The 13661-nt window shown below is 37.6% G+C and carries 12 protein-coding genes; 11 read left to right on the forward strand and 1 reads right to left on the reverse strand.

The window, feature by feature from the left end; genetic code table 11:
• Positions 1–56 precede the first annotated feature (56 nt).
• The gene (locus tag PP182_RS10655; RefSeq protein ID WP_272651230.1) at positions 57–785 is read right to left on the reverse strand and encodes a hypothetical protein; all 729 of its coding nucleotides are present in this window, start codon (positions 783–785) and stop codon (positions 57–59) included.
• Positions 786–921: 136 nt separating this feature from the next.
• Between PP182_RS10655 and miaB the strand changes: the two genes are divergently transcribed.
• The 11 genes from miaB to PP182_RS10710 all read left to right on the forward strand — a co-directional run bounded on the left by miaB (position 922) and on the right by PP182_RS10710 (position 13637).
• A complete protein-coding gene (gene miaB / locus PP182_RS10660) occupies positions 922–2367 on the forward strand; it encodes a tRNA (N6-isopentenyl adenosine(37)-C2)-methylthiotransferase MiaB (protein WP_272651231.1) in 1446 nt (481 codons plus the stop codon).
• Positions 2368–2388: 21 nt separating this feature from the next.
• Entirely contained in the window at positions 2389–3663 is a 1275-nt protein-coding gene (locus tag PP182_RS10665) for a sigma-54 interaction domain-containing protein (RefSeq protein ID WP_272651232.1), read from the forward strand.
• 18 nt (positions 3664–3681) lie between these two features.
• Complete coding sequence (locus PP182_RS10670; protein ID WP_272651233.1) at positions 3682–4209, forward strand: LptE family protein; 528 nt, start codon at positions 3682–3684, stop codon at positions 4207–4209.
• Between the two features lie 3 nt (positions 4210–4212).
• On the forward strand, positions 4213–5073 hold the full coding sequence (locus PP182_RS10675; protein ID WP_272651234.1) for a hypothetical protein: 861 nt from the start codon (positions 4213–4215) through the stop codon (positions 5071–5073).
• 5 nt (positions 5074–5078) lie between these two features.
• Entirely contained in the window at positions 5079–5438 is a 360-nt protein-coding gene (secG, locus tag PP182_RS10680; RefSeq protein ID WP_272651235.1) for a preprotein translocase subunit SecG, read from the forward strand.
• A 145-nt stretch (positions 5439–5583) separates the two neighbouring features.
• A complete protein-coding gene (locus PP182_RS10685) occupies positions 5584–5862 on the forward strand; it encodes a co-chaperone GroES (RefSeq protein WP_272651236.1) in 279 nt (92 codons plus the stop codon).
• A gap of 119 nt (positions 5863–5981) precedes the next feature.
• Entirely contained in the window at positions 5982–7613 is a 1632-nt protein-coding gene (groL, locus tag PP182_RS10690; RefSeq protein ID WP_272651237.1) for a chaperonin GroEL, read from the forward strand.
• A 292-nt stretch (positions 7614–7905) separates the two neighbouring features.
• Positions 7906–10053 (forward strand): hypothetical protein, encoded by a 2148-nt coding sequence (locus PP182_RS10695; RefSeq protein ID WP_272651238.1) that lies wholly within the window; start codon positions 7906–7908, stop codon positions 10051–10053.
• A 424-nt stretch (positions 10054–10477) separates the two neighbouring features.
• Positions 10478–10927, forward strand: coding sequence for a GAF domain-containing protein (locus PP182_RS10700; RefSeq protein WP_272651239.1), 450 nt, complete (start codon positions 10478–10480; stop codon positions 10925–10927).
• Between the two features lie 92 nt (positions 10928–11019).
• Entirely contained in the window at positions 11020–12552 is a 1533-nt protein-coding gene (gene purH, locus PP182_RS10705; protein WP_272651240.1) for a bifunctional phosphoribosylaminoimidazolecarboxamide formyltransferase/IMP cyclohydrolase, read from the forward strand.
• Positions 12553–12608: 56 nt separating this feature from the next.
• Entirely contained in the window at positions 12609–13637 is a 1029-nt protein-coding gene (locus tag PP182_RS10710; RefSeq protein ID WP_094997287.1) for a rod shape-determining protein, read from the forward strand.
• Positions 13638–13661: the final 24 nt, after the last annotated feature.

A 13661-nucleotide genomic window follows, 5' to 3' on the forward strand; every position in this document is an offset into this window, starting at 1 on the left:
AGATTCAAAAAAAGGTGAATAGTTGCGTACCTCCATTTTCGTAATAATTATGATAATTATTCATCCATAGAAAATCCTACTCCATCCTTGTAGATAAAATAAACTGGTATTTTGGCAAGCATTGCTGTAAACAGTACACCAACACAACATAACAATATTCCTAGTTCGGCCACAATAGCCATGACCACTACAAGGCCAAAAATTACGAACCAATGCTTATTCCCTAGTTTAAAGCTAGCCTTTACCATTTCTAGCGCCGTCATCTCCTCATTAAATGTTATGAATGCTGGAAATAATGACATGGGTACTATTAAGTAAAAAATTCCTAGTCCACAGGTAAGTACCCCCAGGATACTTAGCCCAATCATCAGTAAAGCAAGTAGGAGTATTTTACCTAAGCGCCCTTCCCTGAAAAAATAAAAATAATCATCGTTATCAGGCCTTTCAAAATCTTTTTGTTTGCAAATTTTTAAAAATGCGGCATTCAAGGCCAGAGCAAAAGTGGTAATACCAATCATTACAATAGGGAAAAGAATGGACATACTTAGAACGACCACCAAAGGAGGATCATCACTACGGAGAATTCCCGGATCTGTAATACCCAAGGCTATCATAGGTATATATAACATTATATAAAAAGGTAGAATGGTTACAACAGTCAACAATAACGTTATAAACCCCTGTAACCAGACCTTTTTAAAAAGATCCACAGATCTACTAAATATAGAACCAAAGTCCAAAGATTGATTTTGCTCAATTTTATTGTAGGTGTTTTCTAAACTCATAAAGTAGTTTTTTGAATTGATTATAGATTGGCTTTCAAACTATAAATTTACGCTAAATTAAACTGTCATATTGTCATATTTTTGAATATAATACTATCTTTGCCCACCCAATATTTAATGGCTATTTGAGCAGGATATGGAGAAAACAATAGATGAGAGCATACAAGGTTCTGCTATAAGAACCAAAAACGATAATCAGAATAAGAGAAATCTGTACATCGAGAGTTATGGATGTGCCATGAATTTTTCCGATAGTGAAATTGTCGCTTCCATATTGGCCGAAGAAGGTTTCAACACAACACCATATTTGAACGATGCCGATTTGGTCTTGGTAAACACATGCTCAATAAGGGATAAAGCAGAGCAGACCATACGCAAAAGATTATTAGAATATAATAAAGTAAAAAAAACTAGACCTCATTTAAAGGTAGGTGTACTGGGCTGTATGGCCGAAAGACTTAAGGACAAATTATTAGATGAGGAGAATATCGTCGATATGGTAGTTGGCCCAGACGCATACAAAGACCTTCCCAGTTTAATCAAAGAAGTAGACTCTGGAAGGGATGCCGTCAACGTAATCCTGTCCAAGGATGAAACTTATGGTGACATTGCACCTGTTCGACTTAACTCCAATGGAGTAACCGCATTTGTCTCCATAACGAGAGGATGTGATAATATGTGCACTTTTTGCGTTGTTCCTTTTACGAGAGGACGGGAAAGAAGCAGGGATCCACATTCCATTATAGAGGAAGTGAACGAACTTTGGAATAAAGGATTTAAAGAAATCACCTTATTAGGTCAAAACGTTGATAGCTACCTGTGGTATGGCGGGGGGCTTAAAAAGGATTACGTCAAAGCTTCGGAGATGCAAAAGGCAACAGCAGTAGATTTTGCTCAGTTATTGGATATGGTGGCTATGGCACAACCCAAAATGCGAATCCGATTTTCAACTTCCAACCCACAGGACATGACGATGGATGTGGTGAGGACCATGGCCAAGCATAGTAACATTTGCAAACATATTCACCTACCTGTACAAAGTGGTAGTAATCGAATATTACGAAAAATGAATAGGTTACATACCATTGAAGAATATTTTCAATTGATTGATAACATTAGGGAAATTCTACCTGAATGTGCTATTTCCCAAGATATCATTGCAGGATTTCCTTCAGAAACAGAGGAAGACCATCAGGATACCTTGAATGCCTTGCAACGCGTACAATATGATTTTGGATATATGTATATTTATTCCGAACGACCCGGAACAATGGCAGGCAGAAAGATGGAAGATGATGTACCGGAGCCAACAAAGAAAAGAAGACTGTCCGAAATTATAGCACTGCAGAGAGCACATTGTAAAATTAGGACGGAAGAGCACCTCGGCAAAACCCAAGAGGTCCTTATAGAAGGAACATCAAAAAAATCCGAAGATGAATGGATGGGTAGAAACTCACAAAGTACTGTGGTGGTTTTCCCAAAGGAAAATTACAAAATTGGCGACTTTGTAAATGTTGAAATTACCAATTGCACCTCTGCCACGCTAATGGGTAAAGCCATCGGATATTCGGATAACAATTAAGCCTAACATACCATCGTATAAATGGAAAGTATACAAAGCATAAAACAACGTTTTGAAATTATAGGCCAAGACCCTAAATTGAATAGGGCCATAGAAAAAGCCATACAGGTCGCCCCGACCGATATCTCGGTTTTGGTCACAGGGGAAAGTGGGGTCGGCAAGGAATCCATTCCTAAAATTATTCATTCCCTATCCCATAGAAAGCACGCAAAATATATTGCCGTCAACTGCGGTGCCATTCCGGAAGGAACCATTGACAGTGAGCTTTTTGGTCATGAGAAAGGCGCATTTACAGGTGCCACCCAGACCAGAAGCGGTTATTTTGAAGTTGCTGATGGGGGTACCATATTTTTGGATGAAGTTGGTGAACTTCCCTTAACGACACAAGTACGACTCTTGAGGGTTTTGGAAAACGGTGAGTTTTTAAAAGTTGGTTCCTCCCAAGTTCAAAAAACCAACGTAAGAATAGTTGCAGCGACGAACGTCAATATGTTTGAAGCGATAAAAAAGGAAAAGTTTAGGGAAGACCTCTATTACAGATTAAGCACTGTTGAAATCAATATTCCGCCACTGCGTGAAAGACAAGAAGACATTCACCTGTTGTTTAGGAAATTTGCATCGGATTTTGGACAGAAATACAAGATGCCCACTATTCGTCTAGAAGATAGTGCCATAGAACTGCTCTTAAAATATCGTTGGCCCGGAAACATTAGACAGTTACGAAATATCGCCGAGCAAATCTCAGTTTTGGAAGAAAACAGGTCTATTAGCGCTAGCAAGCTAAATGGATATCTACCACATAGTATGAGCAGCAACCTTCCTGCCGTAATAAACAATAAGAAATCGGAAGGAGACTTTAGCAACGAAAGGGAAATCCTTTATAAAGTACTCTTTGATATGAAGGGCGACCTCAACGATCTTAAAAAACTGACCATGGAACTCCTTAAAAACAACGATTCCCAAAAGGTGCAGGAAGACAATGAAAACCTGATTCGTAAAATTTATGGCGATAAGGACGAGGAGGAAGATATTGAAGATCAGGATATTTCGCCTTTAGAAGTTTTACAATTGCCAGAGCCAAAAGCTGAAATGGCGTACACCCCTGCTCCCCAAGAAGACAAATATCATTTTGCTGAAGAAATCGAAGAAGAGGAAACCCTATCTTTACAGCAAAAGGAGATTGAACTGATTAAAAAATCCTTGGAGAGAAATAGAGGTAAAAGAAAGGCTGCGGCCTCAGAGCTAGGTATTTCGGAGCGTACTCTTTACAGAAAAATAAAACAATACGATTTGTAGGTTTTAACACAATTTAATTTGAAGGCAGGTAAAATTTTTAATGGACTGGTGGTTTTGGCACTCGTCATATTTGCATATAGTTGCGGTGTATACAACTTTACGGGAGCAGGACCCATAGACGCCGATACATTTCAAGTGAATTACTTTCAAAATTATGCCACTCAAAGTCCGGGGTCTACATTCGAACCAGGAATGGATAGGGATTTTACACAAGCCCTCCAAAACAGAATACTTAACCAAACTAGTCTAGATTTAGTAAACAACGGTAATGCCGACTTGTTGTACGAGGGCGAAATAACCGAATACAGAATTTCGCCAATGTCTGCTACTGCCCGACAGACCGCTGCACAAAATAGACTCTCTATACGCGTAAAAGCGCGATTTTATAATCGTAGAAATCCGGATGCGGATTTTGACCAAAGCTTTTCTTTCTTTTATGATTATCCTGCCAATGTGCAATTGTCTGCAGTAAAAGATGAGGCTCATGAAGTTATTTTTGAACGTATAACGCAAGATATTTTTAATGCATCCCTAGCAGATTGGTAACCTATGACGATAACGGATTTTACATACTTCCTTGAACATCCTACCAAAGTTGTGGACCCTTTGCAAGCAAAACAACTGGAAGATATTATTGATGAATATCCGTATTTCCAAGCTGCAAGGGCTTTACATTTAAAAGGACTAAAAAACCTTAATAGTTACAAATACAATAAGGCCTTAAAAATAACTGCTGCCTATACAACAGATAGGGATGTCCTCTTCGATTTTATAACATCGAAGGACTTTTTAAATTACGATTCACCTGCTTCAAACAAAGAAAATGAAGATTCGGATTTAATCATACAACCAAAGGAAGAAAAACCGTTGATCGAGGAGTCTGAGGATAAACCCTTGCCACAGGACATCCAAGACGCTGAACACATTCTTGACCCGGAGATTTTTGCTTCGAAAGAACCAGAAAATAATGAGAAGGATACATTAGAAATTGGTCAGCCCCTTAACTTTGATAAAAAAGAAAAATATTCCTTCACGGAATGGCTACAGCTGACTTCCAAGAAAAAGATTGAAAGGGATAAACCGACTCTAAAAACAGGAAATAAAGCAGAAAAGAACAAAACATCCTCACTAAAAAAACAGAAGTTTGATAGAATTGATAAGTTTATTGCCGAAAACCCTAAAATAGTTCCCAAGGAAAACATTAAGCCTTCCTTTAATGCCAAAGACTCTATAAAGATGGATAAGAATGAGTTGATGACAGAGACTTTAGCTAGGGTTTATTTGGAGCAAAAAAAGTACAAAAAGGCCATTCAGGCATACAAAATTTTAAGTTTGAAATATCCGGAAAAAAGTAGTTTCTTTGCAGACCGAATAAAATCGGTGCAAAAAATTCAACAAGAAAACAAGTAAGTAAAATGAGTACATTTTCAATATTTCTAATACTGATTATTATTGTTTGCTTTTTATTGGTATTGGTAATTATGGTACAGAACCCTAAAGGCGGAGGTTTATCTTCTTCTTTCGGCGGTGGAGGAAATCAAGTTGTAGGAGGTGTTAAGAAAACGGGAGATTTTTTAGATAAAAGTACCTGGACCTTGGCCGGATTGTTGGTTGTTTTAATTTTAGCATCCAATGTAGCCTTGAAAGGAAATTTTGGAGATGGGGATTCAAAACTACTTCAGGGTGACGATATTGAAACTACGGTTCCAGAAACTCTGCCAGAAGAGGTTACGCCACCTGCCACAAATGAGACTTCCCCGAACGATAGTTTATAATTCAAAGGTCGAAAAAATATATAAAATGCCAGCTTAATGACAAGCTGGCATTTTTGTTTTACAAAGTGTCAGTTTTTAGGTAATGGCATAATTTCTGCCACTTAAATGTGAAACTTATAAAAAATCAATTTAAAATTTTAATATTATGGCTAAAGTTAACATCAAACCATTGGCAGACAGAGTTCTTATAGAGCCAATGGCAGCTGAAACACAAACTGCGTCAGGAATATATATTCCAGACACGGCAAAGGAAAAACCTCAAAGGGGAAAAGTGGTTGCCGTAGGTCCTGGTACCAAGGACGAAAAAGTTACTGTGAAGGTTGGTGATACTGTTCTTTACGGAAAATATGCAGGAACGGAATTAAAGTTAGAAGGTTCTGATTACCTGATGATGCGCGAAAGCGACATTTTAGCTATTGTATAAATAGCTTCCGGCTATTGGCGCTAAGCCTTTGGCCCGTCTAAATAAAGTCAAAAAAAATAAAAATAAATTTCATGGCCCAAGGCGAATTGCTTAGGGCCTCAAGTTAAAAACAATTAAAAATGGCAAAAGATATAAAATTTGACATCGATGCTAGAGACGGCCTCAAAAGAGGAGTTGATGCATTGGCAAATGCAGTTAAAGTAACACTAGGACCTAAGGGAAGAAACGTAATTATTAGCAAATCCTTTGGGGCCCCACAGGTAACTAAAGATGGGGTTACCGTAGCAAAAGAAATAGAGCTTGAAAATGCCCTTGAAAATATGGGTGCCCAAATGGTGAAAGAAGTTGCTTCCAAAACGAATGATCTCGCGGGTGACGGAACTACAACGGCAACCGTTCTTGCCCAAGCAATTGTAAAAGAAGGCCTTAAAAATGTTGCTGCCGGTGCAAATCCAATGGATCTTAAAAGAGGTATCGACAAGGCAGTAGAAGCTATTGTGGAAAACTTGGCGAAACAAGCTAAAAAAGTTGGTGATTCTTCTGAAAAAATTAAGCAAGTTGCTTCTATCTCCGCAAACAATGACGAAACTATAGGTGACTTAATTGCACAGGCTTTCGGGAAAGTTGGTAAAGAAGGTGTTATTACCGTAGAAGAAGCAAAAGGTACAGATACTTATGTAGATGTTGTTGAAGGAATGCAGTTTGACAGAGGGTATCTTTCACCATACTTTGTAACCGATTCAGAAAAAATGGTTACGGAATTAGAGAACCCATACATCTTATTGTTCGATAAGAAAATTTCATCCATGAAGGATTTACTTCCTGTATTGGAACCAGTAGCACAATCTGGAAAACCTTTATTGATCATCGCTGAGGATGTTGATGGTGAAGCACTGGCAACTTTGGTTGTAAACAAATTAAGGGGCTCCCTGAAAATAGCAGCTGTTAAAGCTCCAGGTTTTGGAGATCGTAGAAAAGCTATGTTAGAGGACATTGCCATCTTAACTAAGGGTACCGTTATTTCTGAGGAAAGAGGATTCTCTTTGGACAATACAACCATTGACATGCTAGGTACTTGCGAAAAAGTACAAATAGATAAAGACAACACCACAATTGTAAACGGTGGTGGTGTAGCCAAAGACATAAAAACAAGGGTCAATCAAATTAAATCTCAAATTGAGACCACTACTTCTGATTATGATAAGGAAAAATTGCAAGAGCGTTTGGCCAAGTTGGCAGGTGGTGTAGCCGTGCTTTATGTTGGTGCCGCATCTGAGGTTGAAATGAAAGAGAAAAAAGATCGTGTAGATGATGCATTACATGCAACCAGAGCTGCTGTTGAAGAAGGTATTGTTGCTGGTGGTGGTGTTGCCTTGGTCAGAGCTAAATCTGTTCTTTCCAAAGTAGCTACCGAGAATGAGGATGAAGCTACCGGACTACAGATTGTTGCCAGAGCAATAGAATCTCCATTGAGAACGATTGTTGAAAACGCAGGTGGAGAAGGTTCTGTAGTAGTTGCTAAAATCCTTGAAGGAAAAGGTGATTACGGTTATGATGCCAAATCCGATAAGTTTGTGGAAATGATGAAGGCAGGTATTATCGACCCTAAGAAAGTGACCAGGGTTGCATTAGAAAATGCTGCTTCAGTTTCTGGAATGATCCTTACCACCGAATGTGCATTAACCGATATTAAGGAAGATGCTCCTGCGGCTCCACCAATGGGTGGTGGCGGTATGCCAGGAATGATGTAAAACATTGATAAAAAGCAATTTATTGTCATAAATTAAAAACCGCTCCTTACAAGAGCGGTTTTTTTATGGTAGTATTTTTCACTAATTTAATTCAGACAAAACCATTGCTATGTCTAGATTCAAGAACCTACTTGTCCTCTGTTTGTTTTCGTCTATATTTTTTTTTCAGCGAATGTGCGCTCAGGATAATATCAAACAAATTTTTCTACACTTTAATAAGAGCACATATATCAGTGGCGAAAATATATACTATAGTAGCTACCTTTTAAAAAAGGATTCTAAAAAACTCCATTTGCCTAAGGAATACATTTACATTAATCTTTTGGACGAGAATGGTAATAGTATTGATAGCAGAATTACTCAATCTGATAATGGTTTAGGCTCGGGGTCATTTTTTTTAAGTAAAGAAATGGAATCTGGGCAATATTACATACAAGCCCACACTTATGACATGAATTTCTTGAATCAAGACCACTCCTCAATTTATCCTATTTCCTTAATCAATATGGACTCAGGGCTTCTTCCCTTACTTACAGCCAGCTCGCAAATCAACATAGAATTTTTTCCTGAAGGAGGGAATTTGATAGAGGGAATTTTTAATTCTTGTGTTGTACAAATAAGGGACGCTTATAACATGCCTCTTCAATTAGATTCATTAATACTATCGAATGACAAAGATTTAAAAGGACAACGCATTACCATAAACAAAAAGGGGCTTGGTAAGTTTTCATTGATACCAGAAAATGACATCGACTTTATGGTTACCGCCCACTATGGAGATAAAACCGTAAAGGTTCCCGTTTTAAAGGCAAAACCAAAAGGGTATGTTTTAATGGCCAATACTAATCATGAAAAGCAGGAAATTGGTATTTCAATTCGTACGAATCAAGTTACCCATAGCAAAATGAATCAAACCTATTTTTCTTTACATATAAAAGGAGGTGACGCATTAGAAATACTAGAAATACCAATAGACCTCGTTAAGGTAAAAAAAGAAATCATCCTACCCTATGCAAACCTGCAACAAGGATTTAATACAATTTCACTTTTAGACTCTAATAATTCTATTTTGGCCTCTAGAAAAGTCTTCATTCTTAAGGACCGACATACCACACTACCACAAATAACCAACGTAAAGCGCGAAAACGACTCTTTGACCATACATATTAAAACCGCCTTGGGGGAGGAAGAAAACTTTAAACCTGGCATTAGTCTATCTGTTCTTCCTGAAGAGAGCACCTCGCAGTCGACTCTTTTATCAATCAATACAAACAATTCTCAAAATGAAATTCTTCTGGCACCAAACCTCATACGTAATCCCAATACCAAACTTTCGAAGGAACAGCTTTACCTTACTGATTTAAGTTTGCTCGCGGAACCAGTAAAAGACAACTACCATCAAACTGAAAATTCTTTTCCAAACCATAATTTATCTACCGTAGACGGTTATGTAAATCTTTTTGGCACCAAAAATGACTCCTTAACCGTACTGTTATATTCCTATGAGAACAGACTTTTTGAAACTTCTCCACTAGGAACGGATGACAAATTCCAATTTAACAACATACCCCTTAAAAACAAGAGTTCAATTGCTTTGACCGTACTCAATAAAAAAGGGGAATCTATATATGCCAATTTTTTCTTTACCGTACAACCTTATTCAAAAAAATACAAGTACAGCTACAGCCCTACTATTCACCAAAAAGACGCCATACGTTTAGAACCTATTGAACAAATCCTTTCACCCATTTCCAACGAAATTAAACTTGATGAAGTAGAGGTGGTAGAGAACAAACTAAAGTATGATAAATTCTTCGGGGATTTTAACGGCCGTAAAGTAGACAGCACCATGTTAAATTTCAATACACTGGGCAATTATATGAGGTCATTCGGTTATAACGTAACGTTTGTATCACCATATGACATTGACCCTAAAAGAGCTGCGTCAACTCAACTTTATAAAGTATGCAGGGATCCAAGATATCAAAATCCTCAAATTTTATATCCATCTTTAGTCTTTAACGGAACCAGCACCGGTTATGTTATGGATTATGAGAATGTTAGAATGGAACTTATCGATGAAATATTTTTTTTAAAAAGAGCAAGATGTGATCCAGGTCTATTCGTTGTTTTTACCAATGACAAATATGCTAAAACCAGGTTAGCCGAAAGGGATAAAAACAGCAAAGAGTTTACTGTTGATCAAGGTTATGACGGCCCTAGTAATTTCGTAAGACCATCGTATACCGACTTTGACACTGTTGGTTACCAAAAATGGGGTGTTATAGGTTGGTTTCCTCATTTAAAACCAGATAAGAATGGGATTATTATTTTTAAGATTCCCAATGACCATCAAAAAAACTTGTCCCTTCAAATGGTCGGGACAACCATGGATGGAACCCTATTCAATCAAAATATTTTTTGTACTGTATCGGACTAAAAAACTTATATTTTTTTAAATAAAGAAACCACCTTTTTTCTTTACAGAAGGTGGTTCCTTATTCCAAATGATAAGACTTATTCTATAAATCCTAACAATACTACTTCTTTCTAGGAGCAGCTTTTGGAGCAGCCTTTTTCCCAGCTTTAGCTGAAGAAGGCTTTCCGGCTGGTTTACCAGCTGATTTTGCTTGTGCCATTGATATCTAATTTACAAAAATTTAAGCTAATGTATTTCAGATTGTGATCCGTGATATTTTTGTTTGGAAAATATTAACTAAAAACAAGTGATAAAAAATTAAAATAACTATATTCCGTTGATTTACATATTATTATGATTAAAAAAGCAAACTAAAATTTAGTAAAAAATGATTGTAATTCTGAACGTTAAACATCAATTTTGTAGTAATAAAAAATAATCCTAAATGTTCGAAACTTTAAGACCACACATCACAACTATTTTAGAAACTAATAAACAGATTGATATCAAACTGCAAGAAGTCTGCAATCTTTTAAAAGAAAAAATAGACCATTATGACTGGGTAGGATTTTATTTTAAGAACGGGGAAAAAGAGGAACTAAAATTAGGACCGTATGCGGGTGTACCTACGGACCATACTATTATTCCCTTTGGTAAAGGTATCTGCGGACAAGTGGCAGAAAGCAATCAAAATTTCGTAGTACCGGACGTTCAAGCACAGGATAACTACATAGCCTGTAGCATTACCGTAAAATCGGAAATTGTTGTACCACTATTTGTTAACGGTAAAAACATGGGTCAAATTGATATTGATTCCAATACTTTGGACCCATTTACCGAAGACGACGAGCGGTTTTTGGAATTTGTCAATGAACAAGTCGCTAAAATTCTTTAAAACTTTAGCTTTTTTGTTGATAAACTCAACCCATTTTTACTCTTAAAAAAAGTACTTTTGTTCGTTTAATCGTAAACTTTAAGTACCCTAAAATGAGCAGCTCAAAAAAAGCCTCCTCGGCCCTTATTTCCGTATTCCATAAGGATGGATTAGAACCTATTGTTAAGAAATTTGAAGAACTTGGCATTACCATTTACTCTACCGGAGGTACGGAGAAATTCATAAAGGACTTGGGGATAGAAGTGATTCCTGTTGAAGATGTAACCAGTTACCCTTCAATTTTAGGGGGAAGGGTAAAAACTTTACATCCAAAAGTTTTTGGAGGAATTCTAAATAGGCAGGACAATGAAGATGACGTTTCCCAACTAGAGGAGTTTGACATCCCTCAACTCGATATTGTAATCGTAGATTTATATCCTTTTGAGAAAACAGTGGCAAGTGGAGCTTCGGAACAAGATATTATTGAGAAAATTGATATCGGGGGGATTTCACTGATACGAGCAGCAGCAAAGAATTTTAAAGATGTAATGTGCGTTTCCTCAATGGAGGACTATGCCGAATTTTTGGAAATAATATCCAAAAATGAAGGCGAAACCACCTTGGAAGATAGAAAGAGATTTGCGACAAAATCATTCAATGTGTCTTCGCATTATGATTCCGCTATTTTCAACTATTTCAATAAAAATCATGACATTGCGGCCTTGAAGGTTAGTGAAACTCAGGGGAAAGTATTGCGTTATGGTGAAAATCCGCACCAGAAGGGATTTTTCTTTGGTGATTTTGACGCCATGTTCTCAAAATTGCACGGCAAGGAACTATCGTACAATAACTTGTTGGATGTAGATGCTGCCGTAAACTTAATGCTGGAATTCAAAAACGATGCTCCAACATTTGCAATTTTAAAACATAATAACGCTTGTGGACTTGCACAACGAAACACCTTACACCAAGCATATATTGATGCATTGGCGGGAGATCCTGTTTCCGCTTTTGGAGGGGTTCTCATTAGCAACAAAGAAATAGACAAAGCTACAGCCGAAGAGATACATAAATTGTTCTGCGAAGTGGTCATAGCACCTAACTATTCTGAAGAGGCCTTGGAAATATTAAAAGGAAAAAAGAACAGGATTATCTTGACCCAAAATGAAGTTGAAATGCCCGAAATGCTGTTAAGAACATGTTTAAACGGGGTTTTACTTCAAGAAAAAGACCACAAAACGGACACTTCTGCCGATGTCAACCATGCAACGAACACCAAACCCAGTGAAAAGGAATTGGAAGACTTATTATTTGCCTCCAAACTCTGCAAACACACAAAATCCAACACCATTGTCTTGGTAAAAAACAAACAATTATGTGCTAGCGGAACGGGACAAACTTCTAGGGTTGATGCACTTAACCAAGCAATTCACAAGGCAAAGTCCTTTAATTTCGATTTAAATGGTGCGGTTATGGCCAGTGATGCGTTTTTCCCATTTCCAGATTGTGTAGAAATTGCGGATAAAGCGGGTATTACCAGTGTCATACAACCAGGAGGATCAATTAAAGATCAGTTAAGCATAGATTATTGCAATGAAAATGATATTTCTATGGTGATGACTGGCACACGTCATTTTAAGCATTAAATTTACTACTTTTGTCGACGTATTGCACCCCCTAATCCATAACCAAATACTATCATATGGGATTTTTTGATTTCTTGACCGAGGAAATAGCCATAGACTTAGGTACGGCTAACACCTTAATTATCCACATGGACAAAGTCGTTGTAGACAGTCCATCTATCGTTGCTAGGGATAGAGTTAGTGGTAAAATCATTGCAGTTGGAAAGGAAGCCAACATGATGCAAGGAAAGACCCATGAGAATATAAAAACCATTAGACCATTAAAGGATGGTGTAATCGCAGATTTTGATGCATCTGAAAAGATGATCAACATGTTCATAAAGAACATTCCTGCCCTTAAGAAAAAATGGTTTCCCCCGGCATTGAGAATGGTTATTTGTATTCCATCCGGAATTACAGAAGTGGAAATGCGTGCCGTTAAGGAATCCGCTGAAAGGGTAAATGGAAAAGAAGTATACTTAATCCACGAGCCCATGGCAGCAGCTATTGGTATTGGTTTGGACATTATGCAGCCCAAAGGAAATATGATTGTCGACATAGGTGGTGGTACTACTGAGATTGCTGTAATAGCCCTTGGTGGAATTGTTTGTGACAAATCGGTAAAGATAGCCGGTGACGTATTTACAAACGATATCATTTATTATATGCGTACCCAGCATAATCTATATGTTGGGGAGAGTACAGCTGAAGCCATTAAAATCGAAATCGGCTCGGCTACCGAAGACTTACAGTCACCTCCTGAAGAAAAATCAGTACAAGGTCGGGATTTGTTGACGGGAAAACCAAAACAGGTACAAATTTCCTATCGTGAGATTGCAAAAGCCTTGGATAAATCTATTCTTAGGGTTGAAGATGCCGTAATGGAAACACTTTCGCAAACCCCTCCTGAATTGGCTGCCGATATCTACAACACGGGTATTTATTTAGCAGGTGGTGGGTCCATGTTACGAGGGTTGGATAGAAGGCTCTCCCAAAAGACAGATTTACCGGTTTACATTGCCGAAGACCCCCTGCGTGCTGTTGTACGTGGAACGGGAATCGCATTAAAGAACTTAGAAAGGTATAAAAGTATTCTCATAAAGTAAGATTTTATCCAATTCCTTGAAATG

Source organism: Maribacter sp. PR1 (assembly GCF_028464145.1).
Classification (GTDB): Bacteria; Bacteroidota; Bacteroidia; order Flavobacteriales; family Flavobacteriaceae; genus Maribacter.

Coding starts and splice junctions, on each gene's coding strand:
- miaB (WP_272651231.1), top strand. CDS start 922: ATGGAGAAAACAATAGATGAGAGCATACAAGGTTCTGCTATAAGAACC.
- secG (WP_272651235.1), top strand. CDS start 5,079: ATGAGTACATTTTCAATATTTCTAATACTGATTATTATTGTTTGCTTT.
- PP182_RS10710 (WP_094997287.1), top strand. CDS start 12,609: ATGGGATTTTTTGATTTCTTGACCGAGGAAATAGCCATAGACTTAGGT.
- PP182_RS10665 (WP_272651232.1), top strand. CDS start 2,389: ATGGAAAGTATACAAAGCATAAAACAACGTTTTGAAATTATAGGCCAA.
- PP182_RS10655 (WP_272651230.1), bottom strand. CDS start 785: ATGAGTTTAGAAAACACCTACAATAAAATTGAGCAAAATCAATCTTTG.
- groL (WP_272651237.1), top strand. CDS start 5,982: ATGGCAAAAGATATAAAATTTGACATCGATGCTAGAGACGGCCTCAAA.
- purH (WP_272651240.1), top strand. CDS start 11,020: ATGAGCAGCTCAAAAAAAGCCTCCTCGGCCCTTATTTCCGTATTCCAT.
- PP182_RS10675 (WP_272651234.1), top strand. CDS start 4,213: ATGACGATAACGGATTTTACATACTTCCTTGAACATCCTACCAAAGTT.
- PP182_RS10700 (WP_272651239.1), top strand. CDS start 10,478: ATGTTCGAAACTTTAAGACCACACATCACAACTATTTTAGAAACTAAT.
- PP182_RS10685 (WP_272651236.1), top strand. CDS start 5,584: ATGGCTAAAGTTAACATCAAACCATTGGCAGACAGAGTTCTTATAGAG.